Here is a 19,278-nt window from a genome sequence, read left to right as displayed (position 1 = left end):
GGGGATGAAGAAATGAAGAAAATAGTTAAAAATGGTGTCGTAGTTACAGCAACAGATACGTATAAAGCTGATATTTTAATTGAAAATGGAGTTATTTCGGCAATTGGCTCGGCTTTTGAAGAACAGGGATGCGAAGTGATTGATGCAAAAGGAAACTATGTATTCCCAGGAGGTATCGATCCTCATACTCATTTAGATATGCCGTTTGGAGGCACTGTTACAAAAGATGACTTTGAAACAGGTACAAGAGCAGCAGCTTTTGGAGGTACGACAACTGTTATCGATTTTTGCTTAACCAATAAAGGCGAGCCGCTGCAAAAAGCAATCAGGACATGGCATGAAAAATCAAGAGGAAAAGCAGCTATCGATTATAGCTTTCATCTAATGATTGGAGAAATTACAGAAGATGTATTAAATGAACTTCCTACGATTATTGAAAAAGAAGGAATTACTTCTTTTAAAGTATTCATGGCCTATAAAAATGTTTTTCAAGCAGATGATGCTACCTTATATCAAACGCTAATGCAAGCTAAAAAACTAGGGGCGCTTGTGATGGTACATGCTGAAAATGGAGATGTTATTGAGTATTTAACGGCAAAAGCACTAGAGCAGGGGCAAACCGATCCTATCTATCATGCACTGACTCGTCCTCCAGAAATAGAAGGAGAAGCTACGGGAAGAGCCGCAGTGCTAACGGAGCTGGCCGACTCACAGCTCTATGTTGTTCACGTATCGTGCGCTGAAGCGGTTAAAAAGATTGCTGAAGCAAGGGAAAAAGGTGTAAATATCTGGGGGGAAACGTGTCCGCAGTATTTAACGCTAGACCAAACCTATTTAGAAAAACCGAATTTTGAAGGAGCGAAATATGTATGGTCGCCGCCTTTACGTGAAAAGTGGAACCAAGATGTTTTGTGGAATGCTTTACGTAACGGAGACTTGCAAACGATTGGATCAGATCAGTGCTCGTTCGATTTTAACGGCCAAAAAGATCTAGGAAAAGGCGATTTTACGAAGATTCCAAACGGAGGACCTATTATCGAAGATCGCATGAGCATTTTATTTTCAGAAGGAGTGGTGAAAAAAAGAATTAATATAAATCAGTTTGTGGATATAACATCAACGAAAATTGCTAAGCTGTTCGGACTGTATCCGAAAAAAGGAACGATAGCGGTTGGTGCAGATGCGGATCTGCTTATATTTGACCCTTCTATTGAACGTACGATTTCAGCCAAAACTCATCATATGGCAGTCGACTATAGCGCGTTTGAAGGAATGAAAGTCACAGGTGAGCCGGTTTCAGTACTTTGCCGCGGAGAATTTGTTGTAAAAGATAAGCAGTTTGTTGGTCAAAAAGGCTACGGACAGTATACAAAAAGAGCAAAGTTTAATGAGTTAAACACAGCTAACGAAGCTGAAAAATTAATGTTATAAAAACAGGTGAAGAAATAGATCGGGGGCAGGGAAATGTCAAGTTACCATGAATATATGGCAGAGCGAGAAAAGATTGATTTTTTGCTGCAAAAGGGATTTAAAATAACGGCCGTAACTGAGAATCTAAGCGGGGCATTCGTTACGTTCGAACGTAACGAAAATAACCAAACCGAACAAGAAACGCTTCATATATTAACGGCAGATGCTAGAAAATATTTTTCATCCGTGCTGATTCAGCAAGTATAGAAACGAACCATGTCTAAAAAGACATGGTTTTTCTTTGTTTGCTAGTACCTAGAACTCTTTTGCCGCATTCGTTGACAAAAGTGATCTGTTTCTCTGTTTTTTTGTTTTAGATGTGAAGCAAAATAACTAAATATTATCCATTCACTGTATTACAGTTGTTACATTTCGTTTACATCGAAAGAAAAAAGGTTTAGTTATCTAGTAAATTGTAGTAAATATTATAGTAGAACGTTTTCAAAATAAATCTACTAAATACAAAAAGGGTGTGACACGAATGGATCAAGCTACACAGTGTATGACACAGGAAGAAACAAAAATTATTGATAAATTAAAAATGGAAATGTTAAATGCAGTGTCACTACAAGATTTGCGTTTTTATAAAAAAGAAATTCACCGAATCAAAGAACAAGCGGTTAAACGCCACGGTTTTTTTAATAAATTACAGCAAACGGCTCAGGAGCTGTAACGATTCATCATCGTTACAGCTTTTTTCGTTTCTTTCATTAAATATTTTATTTCTTCTAAATATTTAATATAATGTAAGGAGATATAGCTTTTGTTCTACACATATGCGAAATCCGCGTTAATGATCCAGGAGACATGATGTGAAATTCGCTGGGGGCGGTGTTGACTTGAAATCATATTTAACAGTAACAGAGATTTTAACAAGGAAACATTTTGTAAACTGTGAAGTAATAGCTGGAGAGAAAGGGCTTACTAATTTTGTGAAATGGGTACACGTGATGGAAGTAACGCGCATCAACGAGCTGCTAAAAGGAAACGAGCTCATTTTATCAACAGGGGTAGGTTGGGGAGAAGATCCTCAATCTTGTTTATCATTTCTTCAGCAATTAATTTCTTGTAAGGCATCAGGACTGTGTATTGAACTTGGCACTTATACTTCTAAGATTCCGCAAATTGTGATTGATAAAGCGAACGAATGTGATTTTCCGATTATTTTATTTCATGAGGAAGTTCCGTTCGTTGAAATTACGCAAGATGTCCACTCGCTTTTAATTAATCAGCATTATCAAATGATTTCCGATTTAGAACAGTATTCTCATAGGCTAAATCAGCTGCTGTTAACAGTTAATGACCCTTCCGTCATTTTACAGTGTTTATATGAATCTACAGGGCTTCTTGTCGGCCTTAAAGTTTCAAATGAATTACTTACCTTTGCTCCCGAGATGGACTTGCTAAAACAGCAGCTTCTACTTCATTATATAAGCGGTGAAAATGAGAGCCCGCATTTTATTGAGCAGCCTATTCATTTATTAGGACAAGATTATGCTCAGCTGTATGTTGCTTCTATAAATGAAGCGTTAACAGAACTTGAAGTGCTCACCGTTGACAGAACGGCCACAGCACTTGCTCAGCATTTTTTGAAGGACCTGTATGTCGAAGAGAAAAAAAGAGTGGATGAAACCGAATGGATGACGAAATGGATGAACGGAGAGTTAACTCTTGAACAAATAAAAGATTCTATGCACGAAGTGTGTTCAGACTCTCCTATTCGCGGGGGTGTCGTTGTTTGCTGTAAGTGGCAAAGACGGGAAAAGTTTGATCGAACGTATTTTAAGCTTATCTTGCGAAGCATCTTTGAACAAGAAGGCTTTCACTTATTAGTCTCCGAGCGAAATCGCGAAGTATTATTTATTCTCTTAAACAAACGAATGGTTAGTACATGGAGAGAGAGATTAGAAAATAGCCTTCATCGCTGGATGAATCAATACGAATCAGATGAAAACTCAAAGCGGAACGCCATTAGCTTTATCGGAATTGGTCAATATTGTGAACAGCTTGACTGTATGCATAAAAGCTATGAAACAGCTAAAGAGACAATTTCCATTCAAGAAATGCTGCAAAAACAAACAATTATTCATTTTTATGATGATTTGCATATGTACCGAATTATTTCTCTTTTACACCAGCACGAAGACTTACAGGAAGTGGTATTTGAATATTTGCAGCCCGTTATTACATATGATGAGACATATAATGCAAAGCTCATGGAAACATTAAAAATTTATTTAGCATGCAATGGATCTAAACAAGAGACGGCTAAGCGTTTATATATTGTCCGACAAACGCTGTATCACCGCATTGAAAAATTAGAAAAGCTGTTGGGTGCAGATTTTATGGAGCCGGAAAAACGACTGGCGATTGAGTTTATGATTATGGCATATGAATATTTGTTTATGATGAAAAAGTCTCGCACGGAATTTATAAACGGATAAGTAAGCAGCTGGAAACAGCTGTTTTTTTACGTTGAAGCTGATTTTACTATATGTACATTTTAGTTCAAGCTTTCTACGAGTTCACTGCGCAAAATGTGAAACGAGAATCTAGAGTTGTTTCACATTTTGTCTAATGCAACTGCCATTTATTTATTCAATAATAAAGGTAGATTTGTCATTTCTTATTTTTCGAGGAGGCCAAGCGATATGTCAGTTGTGAATAATGATACGCAGGTGTTAAAAAATTACGTGGGCGGAAAATGGGTGGATACGGCAGGGAAAGAATTTGGAGAGGTGATTAATCCATCGACTGGAGAAGTCATTGCAAAAGTACCGCTTTCTACAAAAGAAGATGTAGCTAATGCGGTGGAAACAGCGCAAAAAACATTTGAAACGTGGCGTAACGTTCCTGCTCCAAAACGAGCAAGATTAATGTTTGCGTTTCAGCATTTACTAGTTAAGCATCATGAAGAGTTAGCTAAATTAGTTGTACAAGAAAACGGTAAGGCTTTTAAAGAAGCTTACGGTGAAGTACAGCGAGGTATTGAATGCGTGGAGTTTGCCGCAGGTGCTCCTACTTTATTAATGGGTGAATCATTAAATAACATAGCGGAAGAAATTGATTCTGAAATGTTCCGCTTTCCACTTGGTGTCGTCGGCGGCATCACACCTTTTAATTTTCCGATGATGGTACCGCTTTGGATGTTCCCTCTTGCAATTGTATGTGGAAATACCTTTGTGTTAAAACCGTCTGAGCGAACGCCGCTTTTAGCAACGCGACTTGCTGAACTTTTTACAGAAGCAGGAGCACCAGATGGATTGTTAAATATTGTGCACGGTGCGCATGACGTCGTTAACGGATTAATTGAACATGAAAAAGTTAAAGCGATTTCATTCGTCGGGTCGCAGCCGGTAGCAAAATATGTTTATGAACAAGCTGCTGCTCAAGGAAAACGAGTTCAAGCTTTATCCGGCGCTAAAAATCATCATGTTGTGATGCCAGACTGCGATATGGATAAAGCGGTATCACATATTATCAGCTCGGCTTATGGAAGTGCTGGTCAGCGATGCATGGCGTGCAGCGCCGTTGTCGTGGTAGGTGAAAAAGGCGATGAATTCGTTTCAAAACTAAAACAAAAAGCAGATGAATTAATTATGGGAAGCGGTTTTGATGATGAAGTGCTTCTAACACCTGTGATTCGAAAAGAGCACCGTGATAAAGTGCTGGATTATATTGAACTCGGCATGAAAGAAGGAGCGGAACTCATTCGTGACGGACGCAAAGAAATGGATGAACATGCAGAAGGTAATTTCTTAGGAGCAACGATTTTTGACCGCGTTACTCCTGATATGACCATTGCTAAAGAAGAGATTTTTGCACCTGTACTTAGCTTGCTTCGCGCTGACACGTTAGACGAAGCACTTCGGTATATGGAAAAATCTCGTTTCGGAAATGGAGCAACGATTTATACAAAAGATGCTAAAGCAGTGCGTCAATTTAGAGAAGAAGCCGATGCTGGTATGCTTGGCATTAACGTAGGAGTACCTGCCACAATGGCATTCTTCCCATTCTCAGGATGGAAAGACTCTTTTTACGGAGATTTGCATGTAAACGGCAAAGACGGTTTGAACTTTTTTACACGTAAAAAGATGGTTACATCACGCTTTGATTTTTAACATATAGATGAATATAGCAAGTGACTTCGGCATCTTGTCGAAGTCTTTTCATACAGAAAAAAATACGCGCTAGCGATTTGGGAGTGGATAAGATGGTACAGGTCAGTCAAAATGAAAAAGATTTGCGTGCAAAAGATGATCAGTATGTATGGCATGGAATGAAACCATATAGCCCGGATGCAACGGTGGTAGCGACAAAAGCAAAAGGTGCTTGGGTTACTGATGAACAAGGAAATCGCTACTTAGATGCAATGGCAGGGCTTTGGTGTGTAAATACCGGATATGGACGGGATGAATTAGCGGTTGCAGCTTATGAGCAGCTAAAAGAATTGGCTTATTTTCCGCTCACGCAATCTCACGTACCTGCTATCAAACTAGCAGAAAAGCTAAATGAAATGCTAGGTGATGACTATGTTATCTTCTTTTCAAATAGCGGATCTGAAGCAAATGAAACGGCTTTTAAAATTGTGCGTCAGTACCATCAGCAAAAAGGAGAGCATTCTCGCTACAAGTTTATTTCGCGTTACCGAGGGTATCACGGAAATTCAATGGGCGCGCTAGCAGCAACTGGCCAAGCTCAGCGTAAATATAAATATGAACCGCTTGCTCCTGGCTTTATTCACGTTGCGCCGCCTGATTCGTACCGAGGGCAAGATGACTACCATGCGCCAAAAGAAGAGCTTCAATCTGTAAAAGATATTGACAATGTTATGACGTGGGAGCTAAGCGAAACCATTGCCGCTGTGATTATGGAGCCAATTATTACAGGAGGAGGAATTCTTTTACCGCCTCAAAATTATATGAAAGGCGTAAAAGAAACGTGTGAAAAACACGGTGCACTTTTGATTGTAGATGAAGTTATTTGTGGCTTTGGACGTACAGGAGAAGCTTTTGGTTTTATGAATTACGATGTAAAACCAGATATCATTACCATGGCAAAAGGGATCACAAGCGCATACCTTCCGCTTTCTGCAACCGCTGTTAAAAAAGAAATTTATGAAGCGTTCAAAGATAGCGATCAGTACGATTATTTTCGCCATGTTAATACATTTGGCGGGAGTCCAGCAGCGTGTGCATTGGCGTTAAAGAATTTAGAAATTATGGAGAGAGAAAATCTTTTTGGTCGTTCTAAACAGCTCGGAGCTTACGTGTTAAGTGAATTGAAGCTGCTTATTGATAGTCACCCATACGTTGGAGACGTAAGAGGCAAAGGGCTTTTAATTGGAATTGAACTTGTAGCTGATAAGCAAACAAAGGAACCGTTAGACGTTAATCTTGTAAATGAAGTGATTGCTAAATGCAAAAGCAAAGGAGTCATTATTGGGAAAAATGGAGCCACGGTAGCGGGCTATAATAATGTTCTTACGCTTTCACCGCCGTTGAATATTGAGGAAAGTGATATTGAGCTGCTGTTAGCTACTATTACGTATGCGCTTGACAGCATCAAATAGGTAAGTTTGCAAAAAGCCTGTATAATATACTTACAGGCTTTTTGTGCGTGTGAAGGAGGAAGTAGAAAATGGAATTGTTATTTTTAGGAACGGGTGCAGGAGTACCGGCAAAACAGAGGAATGTTTCATCCCTTGCGCTTGAACTTTTGCAAGAAAGAGGGGCAGTATGGCTTTTTGATTGCGGAGAAGCAACACAGCATCAAATTTTACATACAACCGTTAAACCGAGGCGAATTGAGAAAATTTTTATTACACACCTTCACGGTGATCATATTTATGGATTACCTGGACTTCTTGGAAGCCGTTCGTTTCAAGGAGGAGAATCACTGCTTACTGTATACGGGCCAAAAGGAATTAAAGAATTTATTGAAGTCACGCTGGCTGTAAGTCAAACACACCTGCAATATCCTTTAGAGATTGTTGAAATAGAAGAGGAAAATGAAAGTGGAACGATTTTTGAAGATGAAACTTTTTCAGTGGAGTTTGGCAAACTTGAACATGGCATTTTATCTTATGGATACCGAATTGTCGAAAAGGATTTGCCAGGATCACTGGACGTTCAGCGTTTAAAAGAAATGAGTATTCCCCCAGGGCCTCATTATCAGGAGTTAAAAGAAGGAAAAGAAGTGGTATTAAAAGATGGGCGCCTTATTAACGGAAAAGAGTTTGTAGGAGAACCTAAAAAAGGTAAGGTCATCACGATTTTAGGAGATACAAGAAGGTGTACGCAAAGTGTCCAGCTTGCTATGCATGCGAATGTGTTAATTCACGAAGCTACTTTTGCAGCGGGAGATGAAGATTTGGCTTACAACTATTTCCATTCTACTGCAAAAGAAGCCGCTGAAATCGCTAAAACAGCATCCGCTCAGCGTCTTATTTTATCCCATATTAGCTCGCGTTACCAAGGAGATGCAGTCAGCCGGTTAGCAGAAGGAGCAAAAGAAATTTTCCCGAATACCGATATAGCAGAAGACTTGAAAAGGTTTACGATTTCATAAAAAAAGACGAGGAGATCCTCGTCTTTTTTTACCATCCGCGTTCGTATTGAACGGGTGCTGAAATTGTTTCATTTAGTTCTTTTGCCGCTGTGCGCGGGAAGTACGGATCGCGTAGAAGTTCGCGCGCAACAAAAATTAAATCAGCGCGTTCGCTTTGCAGAATCTCTTCTGCTTGTCGTCCGGATGTAATTAACCCAACTGCGCCTGTATCAATATTCGCTTGCTGTTTAATTTTATCTGCAAACGGCACTTGATAGCCAGGGTATACGTTGATTGGAGCGTGTACAAGAGCACCGGAACTAACATCAACTAAGTCGACGCCTTGTTCTTTCATCCATTTTGCAAATACAACGTAATCATCTACTGTTAATCCGCCTTCTGTGTAGTCAGAAGCAGAAACGCGGACAAATAAAGGGCCGTCCCAATCTGTTTTCACAGCTTCAATAATTTCCTTTAAGAAACGATAGCGATTTTCTGCGTTGCCGCCGTATTCGTCGCTGCGCTTATTGCTTAGCGGTGATAGGAATTGATGTATTAAATAACCGTGTGCTGCGTGAAGTTCGATAATATCAAACCCAGCTTCTTTTGAGCGTTGAGCGCTTTCTTTAAAGGCAGCAATGTTTCATGAATTTGTTCTGTGGCCATTTCGACCGGCGTTTTGCTTTTATCATCAAAAGCAATAGCAGAAGGAGCATAAATATCGCCTTCAACAGTTGCTTTACGTCCTGCGTGTGCAAGTTGAATAGCCGTTTTTGCACCGTTTTCTTTTAGCTGTGTTACAAGTTTCTTTAATCCATCTCTTTGCTCATCATTCCAAATTCCTAAGTCTTGAGCTGAGATACGCCCTTGTGGCACGACAGCTGAGGCTTCAACCATAATGAGACCTACTTGTCCAACTGCACGAGTTGTGTAATGAACCATATGAAAGTCGGTTACTACTCCGTCTTCTTTTTCGCATGAATACATGCACATTGGTGACATTACAATTCGGTTTTTTAATGTTACATCTTTCACTGTATAAGGTGAAAATAGTTTTGTTGTCATTCGGTTTAACCTCCAATTATTTCGATACTCTAAACAAAAGTTATTATATCACCGCACTGAATTTTCTTTCACATAACCTGCTTAACCATTTTTGGTCATAAAAAAACCTCTTTCTTTTCTTTGAAAGAGGTTAACCTTTACGAACGTTTACTCGCGATTTTTTCGTCAATCGTATCTCCTAAATATTTAGAGCGAATGGTAGCTTGTTCAATACACTGCATCATCGCTTCTTGGAAGTTATGAGAAATAAGCTGTTCGATTCCAGCTTCTGTTGTACCGCCAGGACTCATCACTTCTTTTCGAAGAACAGCTGGCGTTTTAGGTGATTGTTTTAACATTTCGGCAGCACCGATAAGAGTTTGAAGAATTAGTTCATTTGACACGGACGTATCCAATCCTTGTTTTTCAGCTGCTTTTTCCATTGCTTCTACTAGATAATAAACATAAGCTGGGCCGCTTCCGGACAGTCCTGTTACAGCATGAAGCTGCTCTTCTTCTACACTTGTAACCGTACCAATTGTTTCAAATAATGCAGTAGTAATATTCATATGCTCTGCGGTAGCAAACTTGCCGGGTGCAATGGCTGTAGCCGATAATCCAATAGAGGCGGATGTGTTTGGCATAGCTCTTACAACCGCGACTTCTTGGTCAAACAAGGTCACAATTGTGGCAGTCGATACACCTGCTAAAACAGAGAGAACAAGGTGGTACGGACGGATATAGGACTTAATCGTATCAATGCTTTCCGCTACGTCTTTTGGTTTAATAGCAAGGACGACAATATCGCTTTTTTCAATTAACAAGGCATGATTACGCGTAATGTTAATTCCATAGGCATTTCGAAGTTCGTGAAGTCTTTTATCGTTGCTGTGATTCGTTACGGTGATTTGATTAGGGCGAAGCTTGTTATCCGACAGCAGCCCTGAAATCATGGCTTCAGCCATTGATCCTGCTCCGATAAAGGCGATGTTTAGATCCGTTTTCATTAAAAGTTCCTCCAGTCATTTGCTATCCAATGAAAACAGATACTGAGATTTCAGTATCTGTTAAAGGTTTGTGTTTGTGTATCTCTTCTTTATAAAATGCATAGTTATCTAAAGATATGAATAAAACTTCACTACATTTCTGTCATTATGCAATGAAAAAGAGAGGGATGTCAATGTAATTTTCAGAAAACGAACGCAATTGTATAAATAACGGGAAAAATCGTGTAAACTTAAAAGAAAATGCGATGGTAAAGGAGCAAAAATACAGATGAATGAGCAATTATATAAAATTGTGCTGCCTACTCCTTTTGCGGTAGGAGATGTGAATGTTTTTGTTATAAAAGGTCAGACCGTTACGCTAGTCGATGCCGGTATTAAAACAGAGGCAGCGTGGTCTGTATTTAAAGAAAAGCTTAACGACATAGGATTAAAACCAGATGATATTAAGCAAGTTGTCCTAACCCATCACCATCCTGATCACGTAGGAATGCTTGATTTTTTTGATAAAGATATCGCTATAGTCGGACATGAGAAAAATCAGCCTTGGATTTCTAAAAATCCAGATTTTTTTGAGTGGTACGATGCTTTTTTTGAAGAGCACTTTATAAAAGCCGGCGTAGATGAAAGGTTTCGCCCGTATTTAAAACGTTTAAAAGCATCAATGAAGTATTCTTGTCACCGTTCTCTCACAACCTCTGTTCAGGAAGGAGATTACATTCCAGGTCTAGAGAGTTGGAAAGTGCTCGAAGTGCCGGGGCATGCTCAAAGCCATATTGCATTATACAATGAAAAAACATCGGTTATGATTGGAGGAGATTTGCTGTTAAAGCATATTTCATCCAATCCGCTTATTGAACCTCCTATGAAGCCAAGCAGTGAGCGGCCTAAAACGCTTCTTCAATATAACCATTCATTAAGGAGGCTGCTTGACTTAGAGATAAACTGTATCTATACAGGGCATGGAGATGAAGTATTACATGTTCGTGAACTTGTACAAGAGAGGCTACAAAAGCAGAGCGACCGAGCGGATAAAGTGCTTAGTATGATCCAAGAACGCCCTCAAACAGCGTTTGATATTTGCAAACAGCTATTTCCTACTATTTATGAAAAAGAACTAGGACTAACTCTTTCTGAAACAATTGGCCAGCTTGATTTTTTGGAAGATGCAAATAAAATCAGTACACATGAAAAAGGAAGTACCCTTATTTATTCTGTGTGCTCTTAACTTATAAAAAAGGTGTGTTATATTTGAAATCCTCGTTAAAGAACCAACATGTTGTAATTACAGGCGCTTCAGGAGGTCTTGGAGAACATTTAGCTTATGAAGTAGCCAAAAGAGGGGGTGTCCCCGTTTTACTTGCACGTACAGAAGAAAAGTTGCAGCGAGTAGCTGAGCAAATCAATCAAAAGTATGGTATTACCTCTCACATATATAAAGCTGACGTAGCGAATGTAGAGGAAGTCAAAAGAGTTGTTCAGAAAATGATGAGTGAAATTAAGCTTGTTGATGTGCTGATTAATAATGCGGGTTTTGGTGTGTTTGAAGAAGTGAAAGAAGCATCTATTTCGACAATTGCATCCATGTTTCAAGTCAATGTTATTGGATTAATTGCATGTACACAAGAAATTTTAGCTTATATGCTAAAAGAAAACAAAGGACATATTATTAATATCGCTTCTCAAGCAGGCAAGCTGGCAACGCCTAAGTCCAGTGGCTATTCAGCTTCTAAACATGCTGTGCTAGGGTTTACTAACAGCTTGCGAATGGAATTAGCGAAAACAGATATCTATGTAACGGCAGTGAATCCAGGTCCTATTCAAACCAATTTCTTTTCAATAGCAGATCAATCAGGAAACTATGAAAAAAGTGTAGAAAAGTTTATGTTAACACCTCAATATGTAGCTGAAAAAACGGTCAATATTATTGGAAAACCAAAGCGAGAAGTCAACTTGCCTAAGTGGATGAACATAGGTTCGAAGGTGTATCAGCTTGCTCCAGGGCTCGTAGAAAAGTTGGCAGGAGATGCGTTTAATAGAAAATAACCTGTGCTTTAACCACAGGTTACCAATGTTTTTCGGTAATGCTTTCTTTCAGTAAGGCTGAATTTCTATAAAATCTACTGCTCGTCTAAAATTTTTGCAGCGCGCACACAAGAGTCGAACTTTCCTTTATGATTTCCGTCGCAAAAGGGCATCTTTTGCGACATGCCACATCGGCATAGTGAAAATGTCGGCTTTGTTTCAAATTTGTTGCCGTCTGCATCAATTAATTCAACGTCTCCCGTTACACGAAAAGAGCCATTATCCATTACTTTAATTTGTACTTTTGCCATAGAATAACCTCCTTTTTATACACATCTATATGAAGCGCCGGAGTTTAACGAAAGCGAGATGTGTATTATACTCATTATATAAGCAATTTTCGTTTGTTTATACTATTAGTTTAAAAGGAGTTAAAGGAAAATGAATATTACCTTTACTGATAAAGCGATAGCAAAAGTACAAGAAAAGTACGGAAAAGATTCTTCGCCGTATTTAAAATTAAAATACGATACGGATGGATGCGGCTGTGTCGTGAGCGGTGTAACGACGCTATGGATTGTTGATGAAAAAGAGAGCGATGATATAACCATTGAGACAAATTTTGTTCCTGTTCTCGTCGAAAAAACAAAGCAAGTATTTTTAGATGATAATATGACGATTGATTACAATGAAAGTGCATATACGTTTATGCTAAAATGTCCTTCTCAAATTTTAAATCCGCGCATGTCATTTATCGATAAAACAAAAGAAGCGCTTTAAAGCGCTTCTTTTTGTATTTTTTCTAAAAATGCTTCAATAACTTGTTCATATTCCACTGGATTATCAGCATATGAGCGGGCATGAGTGCCTACAGGTGCCAAATACAGCCGCTTTGCTCCCATTTTTTTAGCATGCAGCTGCTCCGTCATTTTAGGAAGAATATAGTCATCTTCTTTACTATGAATAAACAGAACAGGATGTTTGATTTGGTCTACGACTGAAATGGGTGATACATCTTTAAATGAATAGCCTTCTCGCCATTTTAAAATAATATTAGCTGCCGGCATCACAAGCTGTTTGGGTAGGTGGAAATCTTGTTTTAAACGATAGGCAAGAAGTTCTTCCAAGTCAGAAAAAGGGCAATCGACAATATAAAAATCCGCTCCATCTTCCATTCCAGCATACAGAAGAGTGGTCGCAGCTCCCATAGACTCACCGTGAATACCAAGGGAAATAGTTGAACCAAATTGTTCTTTTACCCAGTGAACAATGGATTGAAGGTCCAGTTTTTCATAATAGCCGTAGCTCGTTGTTTTCCCTTCAGACTTGCCGTGACGGCGATGATCATAAAGAACGACGTTCCATCCAAGCTTCAGAAAAAGCCGAGCATATTTCATAGAGTTCAGTGAATGAACTGTAACTCCGTGTGAAAGAATCATAAATCGGTTGTTATCGTATTGTTTGATAACGGTTCCAGCGATGTTATAGCCTAGAGAAGAAGGGAGTACAAATGCTTCTTTAGGAAGAGCGTTATAGACTTTCTCATCATAAAAGCCATCTTCTGTATCGCGGTCAATAATGACTTTGTCGGTCTTTTTACGGATGTACATCATTTGATTTGTAAAAAAGACGCCAAGAGCGGCAAATGCTCCGAGAATACTTCCTATTAATAATAGCCATTTTTTCATGATTAGCGGCTCCTTTTGTTAATATAGCTATTATTCATTATAGCATCGCTCTCATAAAAACCTAATTTTTAACGCTGTGCAAACAAAGAATACTGCTTGCTTTCAATCTGTCTTGAAATGTAAGGAGCAATAAAATCAACCGCTTCGAGCAGCTTTTCTACATTAATAGAAGTCGGGATACCCATTTCATGAAGCATAAAGACAAGATCTTCCGTAGCTACGTTTCCTGTTGCTCCCTTAGCGAATGGACATCCACCTAATCCGCCAGCGGATGAATCGAACCTGTTGATACCAGCTTGCAGAGCGGCGTAGATATTTGCAATGGCTAATCCTCTCGTATCGTGAAAGTGTGCAGCAAGTAACGTGTGGGGAAATCTTTGTTTTAATTTCGAGAAAAGTGAAAAGACATCTTTAGGATTTGCCATGCCAATCGTATCGGCGACGCTTAGCTCATCCACTCCAGCTTCCACAAAGCTTTCGCAAAGAGTCAGCACGTCATGCTCATTTATCTTTCCTTCATATGGACAATAAAAGGAGGTCGAAATGCAAGTTCGAATAAAACATTCTTGTTGTTTGAGCTGTTGAATGAGAGGGAGCAGCGTTTGTACAGCTTCTTTGGTGTTTTTATTAATATTTTTTTGATTAAACGTATCGCTTACGCCAATAAACAGCGCAACGGAGCGACAATTAGCTTGCAGTGCTTTTTCCAAGCCTTTTTGATTCGGCACAAGCACGATGTTCCGGCATGTGTCAGGCTGAAATGTATTTGCAACAGTAGAAGCATCTTTCATTTGAGGAACCCATTTTGGAGAAACAAAGGAAGTAATTTCGATTTCAGATAGTCCAGCTTCTTTTAATTTTTTGATAAAATTAATTTTTTTATCAGTTGGAACAAAATTTTTTTCATTTTGAAGCCCGTCTCGTGGACCAACTTCTATAATTGTTACTTTTTCAGGAAATCCCATAAACCGCTCTCCTTCCGTAATGTAAACGCTTACTAATACTTATTCTAATTCTAAAAAATTAAAATTCAATAAAAATTATAAATTTTTACAAAAAAAGAGGAATTTCGCAAGCGGTGTCGAAAATAATACAGGTGACAGTTAATCACAGTAATCAAACAGTAAGGAGAGGTTTTCGACATGGGTCAAACAGAAGTAGTCATTGTAAGCGCTGTACGTACAGCAATCGGCAGCTTTGGGGGAAGCTTACAAAATGTATCCGCAACAACTTTAGGTGGTACTGTAATTAAAGAAGCTTTAAACAAAGTAGGGGTATCAGCAAACGAAGTAGATGAAGTTATTATGGGAAATGTCCTACAAGCAGGGTTAGGACAAAATCCAGCACGCCAAGCAACTTTAGCAGCAGGTTTACCTGAAACTGTTTCAGCATTAACCATCAATAAAGTATGCGGATCAGGACTAAAAGCAGTACATCTCGCTACACAAGCGATTCTTGCTGGGGATGCTGATGTGATTGTTGCTGGTGGAATGGAAAACATGAGCCAAGCACCATACTTATTAAAAAATGCACGTAATGGGTTTAAAATGGGCGACCAAAAAGTAGTCGACAGCATGATTCAAGATGGATTATGGTGTGCATTTAACGACTACCATATGGGCGTTACAGCTGAAAACCTGTGTGATAAATATGAAATTACTCGCGAAGAACAAGATGCGTTTGCGGCTTCAAGTCAGCAAAAAGCAGAAGCAGCTATTCAATCTGGTCGTTTCGCAGATGAAATTGTGCCAGTAGAAGTGCCTGGAAGAAAAGGTCAAGTAACTATTTTTGAACAAGATGAGTTCCCGCGTGCAGGTACAACGGCTGAAAGTTTAGGAAAGCTACGTCCGGCATTCAAAAAAGACGGTTCTGTAACAGCTGGTAACGCATCTGGTATTAATGACGGTGCAGCTGCGGTAGTAGTAATGAGCCGTAAAAAAGCAGACGAGTTAGGCCTAACACCATTAGTGTCTATTAAAGCTAACGCAACTGCTGGAGTAGACCCAAGCATTATGGGAATCGGTCCTGTAAGCGCAGTGAAAAAGGCGCTAGAAAAAGCTGCTGTTTCATTAGAAGATGTTCAATTAGTAGAAGCAAACGAAGCGTTCGCTGCACAGTCAATCGCTGTGGATCGTGAACTTCAATTTAACCATGATATTTTAAACGTAAATGGTGGAGCAATTGCTCTTGGACATCCTATTGGTGCGAGTGGTACACGTGTCCTTGTTTCACTCATTCATGAAATGCAAAAACGCGACGCAAAACTTGGGTTAGCAACGTTATGTATTGGCGGAGGCCAAGGCGTTGCAACAATTGTTGAACGTCCTTAATTTGATATAGTTTTAACTAACATTAAGGCTATATCACAACGCCACAGATTCCAAACATACTGCTTTGGAACCCGTGGCGTTTTTATTTTCCTCTGAACTTTGTCCACTAATATAACTTTTTTGACAAAAAAATGATTAAATTATAATTTTCAGTTATATATATATTTAAAAAGAAATAAAAATCTTTTATAATAGATTAGAAAGCGTTTTCAAAAATAACGAAGGGGTGGTTATGTATGAAACAAGTACATACGTCGTTTAAAGAAGCGGTGAAGGATATTCACGACGGTGCTACGATTATGGTCGGTGGCTTTGGGTTATGTGGAATTCCAGAAAATTTAATTTTAGCGTTAGTTGAAACAGGGGCAAAAGATTTAACGGTCATTTCAAACAACTGCGGCGTAGACGACTGGGGACTTGGGCTGCTTCTGAAAAACAAACAAATTAAAAAAATGATTGGTTCTTACGTGGGAGAAAATAAAGAGTTTGAAAGACAAGTATTGTCAGGGGAAATTGAAGTAGAATTGCTTCCTCAAGGCACGCTAGCTGAAAAAATCCGTGCCGGCGGAGCAGGCATACCGGCATTTTATACACCAGCCGGAGTGGGCACACCAATTGCTGAAGGGAAAGAAGTTCGTGTGTTTGGTGGAAAAGAATATTTATTAGAAGAAGCGTTAAAAGCTGATTTTAGTTTGGTCAGAGCTTGGAAAGCCGATCATATGGGGAACTTAGTGTATAACAAGACAGCGCGGAATTTTAGCCCAATGATTGCAGCAGCGGGAAAAGTGACGATAGCAGAAGTTGAGGAACTTCATCCAACAGGTTCACTTGATCCAAATATTATCCATACACCGAGTGTATATGTTCAATCGTTAATTATTGGTGAACAAGAAAAACGTATTGAGCGTTTAACCGTTCAAAAATAACAAAAGGGGAGAGATTTTTCATGATTGAAAACGGCGTGAATGTGAGAGAGCGAATTGCAAAACGTGCTGAAAAAGAAATTTTGGACGGATTTTATGTAAACCTTGGAATTGGTATTCCAACGCTTGTGGCTAATCATATCTCAGATAATAAAACGGTGGTACTTCAGTCTGAAAATGGCCTGCTAGGAATCGGGCCATATCCAAAAGAAGGAGAAGTAGACCCTGATTTAATTAATGCAGGCAAAGAAACCGTAACGGCGACAAAAGGGGCTGCTTACTTTGACAGTGCTGAATCATTTGGAATGATTCGCGGAGGGCATATTAATATTGCGATTCTAGGAGGAATGGAAGTCTCAAAAACTGGTGACTTGGCAAACTGGATGATCCCTGGAAAAATGATTAAAGGAATGGGCGGTGCAATGGATTTAGTTCACGGAGCGCAGCGTATTATTGTCATTATGGAACACGTGACAAGAAAAGGTGAGCCTAAAATCTTAAATGAGTGCAGCCTCCCTCTGACAGGTAAAGGGGTAGTAGATCGCATTATTACAGATCGCGCGATTATTGACATTACGGAAGAAGGTTTAAAGCTTGTTGAAGTAGCGAAAGGCTATACGATCGAAGATATTCAACAGTCTACAGAGCCAAATTTAATCATTGATGAACATGTAAAACTAGATGCGTTTTGATTTTTGGTAACAAAAGCAACAATATGATACAATATCTCTCAATTAAAGTAGCGGGGGAATTGTGATGGCTAAAAAAAAGCAAAAACAATCAGCACAAAAACAAAGTGAGCAGCTCAGCATTAAAGATCAGCTAAATGATAGCTTATTAAAACAGCTTCAAGCTAAAAAACAGGCGCTTTCTTTAAAAGAAGAAGAGCGGAAAGAATTAGAGCGTAAAGAAGCCGCTCGAATTCGAAAAGAAAAAGAAAAAAATAAGTCGTTTGAAGAACTGTTAAATGAGAGTGATATGAACTGGTCTGAATTTAAAAAATAAAAGCGCCGATAAAGGCGCTTTTATTTTTTAACGATGAGCCTCATATTGATTTGCTTTAAAGATCGACTGCAGCTTGTTAACTTCAGTAGGCTGAAGCGGGGAAGTCCCGACAGCTTCTACGTTTTCACGAAGCTGGGAAGAAGAGCTTGCTCCTGCTACAACTGAAGCTACTGTAGGATTAGCCAAACAGTATTGAAGTGCAGTTGAATTTAGAGAGTGATTTGGTCGTACGTGACGAAATGCTTCTATGGTTTTTGCTAATTCCATACTGCTATAATCTAAGTAGCCCTTACCTTTGAATGCAGCAAGCTTTTGTTCTCCTTTTTCCGTTAGCAGCCCTTTGGCTACTGGACCTCTAGCTACAACGCTAATGCTGTTATCATGTAAAAGAGGAAGTGCACTTTCTTCAGGACGTCTGTCTAACAAGCTGTATTGCATCATTACACTAACGATAGAAGAGTGTTGTACATATTCTCGAATCACATTCGGGCGTATAGATGAAATGCCATAGTAGCGAATGACGCCTTCTTGTTTTAATTCTTCAAATGCTTCAATCGTTTCTTCAATGTTATCTTCAACGGTTCCTCCATGCAGTTGATATAAATCGATGTAATCCGTTTGAAGCCGGCGCAGGCTTTCTTTTACTTCATTTTTTATGTAAACCTTAGACGGATCCCACGTCCAGCTGTCTTTTGCATCATTCCAGCGATTCCCCACTTTTGTGGCTAAAATAATATCATTTCTGCGTTTTTTTAGGGCTTGTCCCACAAATTCCTCGTTTAAGCCAAAATCATATAAGTCTGCTGTATCAAAATAGTTAATACCATATTCCAGAGCTTCATCAATCATATTGACAGCGTGTTTCTGTTCCGTTCCAAGAGACATGCATCCTAAACCTAATGTACTGACAAGCAAATCTGAAGTACCTAAGCGTCTTTTTTCCATATATGTCACTCCTTATTTTTTCATTGTTTCTATCTATTGTAGCGTTTTGATAGATAGAAACTCAAATAAGAAGATTAAAAAACTGCAGCACAATTAGTGTCTGCAGCTTGCTTGTTGTTTGTAAGAGTGGAAATTTTGAGAGATAGCTTTTGTCCACTCATCAACATACTGAAATTGTTCGCTGTATTCTTTTAACTTTTGTTTGATTTCCCATGCTTTGCCGACCAGAATGATTTGCTTCTCATGAACATAAACTTTCATTTTTTCTACCTCCCAAGATTCGTATGATAGAATA

20 protein-coding genes and 1 pseudogene are annotated in these 19,278 nt (G+C 39.1%); 14 read left to right on the top strand and 7 right to left on the bottom strand.

Features of this window, described 5'->3' with window-relative positions; translation table 11 throughout:
- The first annotated feature begins 12 nt into the window (after positions 1–12).
- The 7 genes from hydA (at position 13) to rnz (ending at position 8,040) form a co-directional block, all read left to right on the top strand.
- Positions 13–1,431 carry a dihydropyrimidinase gene (gene hydA, locus ACLHDF_RS06405; protein ID WP_413918090.1) on the top strand — a complete coding sequence of 473 codons (1,419 nt, stop codon included), beginning with the start codon at positions 13–15 and terminating at the stop codon, positions 1,429–1,431.
- 33 nt (positions 1,432–1,464) lie between these two features.
- Positions 1,465–1,677: a hypothetical protein gene (locus tag ACLHDF_RS06400; protein ID WP_028410682.1), complete on the top strand. Its 213-nt coding sequence runs from the start codon at positions 1,465–1,467 to the stop codon at positions 1,675–1,677.
- 274 nt (positions 1,678–1,951) lie between these two features.
- A complete protein-coding gene (locus ACLHDF_RS06395; protein WP_413918089.1) occupies positions 1,952–2,143 on the top strand; it encodes a hypothetical protein in 192 nt (63 codons plus the stop codon).
- A 139-nt stretch (positions 2,144–2,282) separates the two neighbouring features.
- Positions 2,283–3,914 carry a PucR family transcriptional regulator gene (locus ACLHDF_RS06390; RefSeq protein WP_413918088.1) on the top strand — a complete coding sequence of 544 codons (1,632 nt, stop codon included), beginning with the start codon at positions 2,283–2,285 and terminating at the stop codon, positions 3,912–3,914.
- 207 nt (positions 3,915–4,121) lie between these two features.
- Positions 4,122–5,591 carry a CoA-acylating methylmalonate-semialdehyde dehydrogenase gene (locus tag ACLHDF_RS06385; RefSeq protein WP_394512798.1) on the top strand — a complete coding sequence of 490 codons (1,470 nt, stop codon included), beginning with the start codon at positions 4,122–4,124 and terminating at the stop codon, positions 5,589–5,591.
- A gap of 92 nt (positions 5,592–5,683) precedes the next feature.
- Positions 5,684–7,042 carry an aspartate aminotransferase family protein gene (locus tag ACLHDF_RS06380; protein WP_413918087.1) on the top strand — a complete coding sequence of 453 codons (1,359 nt, stop codon included), beginning with the start codon at positions 5,684–5,686 and terminating at the stop codon, positions 7,040–7,042.
- 68 nt (positions 7,043–7,110) lie between these two features.
- The gene (gene rnz / locus ACLHDF_RS06375; RefSeq protein WP_413918086.1) at positions 7,111–8,040 is read left to right on the top strand and encodes a ribonuclease Z; all 930 of its coding nucleotides are present in this window, start codon (positions 7,111–7,113) and stop codon (positions 8,038–8,040) included.
- A gap of 28 nt (positions 8,041–8,068) precedes the next feature.
- Here the strand turns inward: rnz and namA are convergent.
- Together namA and proI are read right to left on the bottom strand one after the other, a co-directional pair.
- Positions 8,069–9,084, bottom strand: a pseudogene (namA, locus tag ACLHDF_RS06370) (NADPH dehydrogenase NamA).
- Between the two features lie 137 nt (positions 9,085–9,221).
- Positions 9,222–10,070 (bottom strand): pyrroline-5-carboxylate reductase ProI, encoded by an 849-nt coding sequence (gene proI, locus ACLHDF_RS06365; protein ID WP_413918085.1) that lies wholly within the window; start codon positions 10,068–10,070, stop codon positions 9,222–9,224.
- 268 nt (positions 10,071–10,338) lie between these two features.
- Between proI and ACLHDF_RS06360 the strand changes: the two genes are divergently transcribed.
- Together ACLHDF_RS06360 and ACLHDF_RS06355 are read left to right on the top strand one after the other, a co-directional pair.
- Positions 10,339–11,295: an MBL fold metallo-hydrolase gene (locus tag ACLHDF_RS06360; RefSeq protein WP_413918084.1), complete on the top strand. Its 957-nt coding sequence runs from the start codon at positions 10,339–10,341 to the stop codon at positions 11,293–11,295.
- A gap of 23 nt (positions 11,296–11,318) precedes the next feature.
- Positions 11,319–12,113 (top strand): SDR family NAD(P)-dependent oxidoreductase, encoded by a 795-nt coding sequence (locus ACLHDF_RS06355; protein ID WP_413918083.1) that lies wholly within the window; start codon positions 11,319–11,321, stop codon positions 12,111–12,113.
- A 74-nt stretch (positions 12,114–12,187) separates the two neighbouring features.
- On the opposite strand, the gene ACLHDF_RS06350 is transcribed toward ACLHDF_RS06355, so the two are convergent.
- Positions 12,188–12,403 (bottom strand): CDGSH iron-sulfur domain-containing protein, encoded by a 216-nt coding sequence (locus tag ACLHDF_RS06350; RefSeq protein ID WP_413918082.1) that lies wholly within the window; start codon positions 12,401–12,403, stop codon positions 12,188–12,190.
- 130 nt (positions 12,404–12,533) lie between these two features.
- On the opposite strand from ACLHDF_RS06350, the gene ACLHDF_RS06345 reads away from it, so the two are divergent.
- Positions 12,534–12,872, top strand: a complete 339-nt coding sequence (locus tag ACLHDF_RS06345) for an iron-sulfur cluster biosynthesis family protein (protein WP_413918081.1) — start codon at positions 12,534–12,536, stop codon at positions 12,870–12,872.
- Here ACLHDF_RS06345 and ACLHDF_RS06340 read toward each other — a convergent pair.
- Positions 12,869–13,780 carry an alpha/beta hydrolase gene (locus ACLHDF_RS06340; protein ID WP_413918080.1) on the bottom strand — a complete coding sequence of 304 codons (912 nt, stop codon included), beginning with the start codon at positions 13,778–13,780 and terminating at the stop codon, positions 12,869–12,871. The genes ACLHDF_RS06345 and ACLHDF_RS06340 overlap by 4 nt on opposite strands.
- Before the next feature lie 68 nt (positions 13,781–13,848).
- Positions 13,849–14,745 (bottom strand): hydroxymethylglutaryl-CoA lyase, encoded by an 897-nt coding sequence (locus ACLHDF_RS06335; RefSeq protein WP_413918079.1) that lies wholly within the window; start codon positions 14,743–14,745, stop codon positions 13,849–13,851.
- Positions 14,746–14,922: 177 nt separating this feature from the next.
- Here ACLHDF_RS06335 and ACLHDF_RS06330 point away from each other — a divergent pair, with 177 nt between their 5' ends.
- The 4 genes from ACLHDF_RS06330 (at position 14,923) to ACLHDF_RS06315 (ending at position 18,038) form a co-directional block, all read left to right on the top strand.
- Complete coding sequence (locus tag ACLHDF_RS06330) at positions 14,923–16,110, top strand: acetyl-CoA C-acetyltransferase (protein WP_413918078.1); 1,188 nt, start codon at positions 14,923–14,925, stop codon at positions 16,108–16,110.
- Between the two features lie 236 nt (positions 16,111–16,346).
- Positions 16,347–17,036: a CoA transferase subunit A gene (locus ACLHDF_RS06325; protein ID WP_413918077.1), complete on the top strand. Its 690-nt coding sequence runs from the start codon at positions 16,347–16,349 to the stop codon at positions 17,034–17,036.
- 20 nt (positions 17,037–17,056) lie between these two features.
- Positions 17,057–17,725 (top strand): CoA transferase subunit B, encoded by a 669-nt coding sequence (locus tag ACLHDF_RS06320; RefSeq protein WP_413918076.1) that lies wholly within the window; start codon positions 17,057–17,059, stop codon positions 17,723–17,725.
- Positions 17,726–17,789: 64 nt separating this feature from the next.
- On the top strand, positions 17,790–18,038 hold the full coding sequence (locus ACLHDF_RS06315) for a YqkE family protein (protein ID WP_413918075.1): 249 nt from the start codon (positions 17,790–17,792) through the stop codon (positions 18,036–18,038).
- A 27-nt stretch (positions 18,039–18,065) separates the two neighbouring features.
- Here ACLHDF_RS06315 and ACLHDF_RS06310 read toward each other — a convergent pair whose 3' ends face one another.
- Positions 18,066–18,983 carry an aldo/keto reductase gene (locus tag ACLHDF_RS06310; protein WP_413918074.1) on the bottom strand — a complete coding sequence of 306 codons (918 nt, stop codon included), beginning with the start codon at positions 18,981–18,983 and terminating at the stop codon, positions 18,066–18,068.
- 93 nt (positions 18,984–19,076) lie between these two features.
- Entirely contained in the window at positions 19,077–19,244 is a 168-nt protein-coding gene (gene mciZ / locus ACLHDF_RS06305) for a Z-ring formation inhibitor MciZ (protein ID WP_413918073.1), read from the bottom strand.
- Positions 19,245–19,278 lie beyond the last annotated feature (34 nt).

It is taken from the genome of Priestia megaterium (genome assembly GCF_046599315.1).
Lineage (GTDB): Bacteria > Bacillota > Bacilli > Bacillales > Bacillaceae_H > Priestia > Priestia megaterium_F.
The sequence above is the reverse complement of the archived record's forward strand: the minus strand, read 5'-3'. Positions and strand labels throughout refer to the sequence as shown.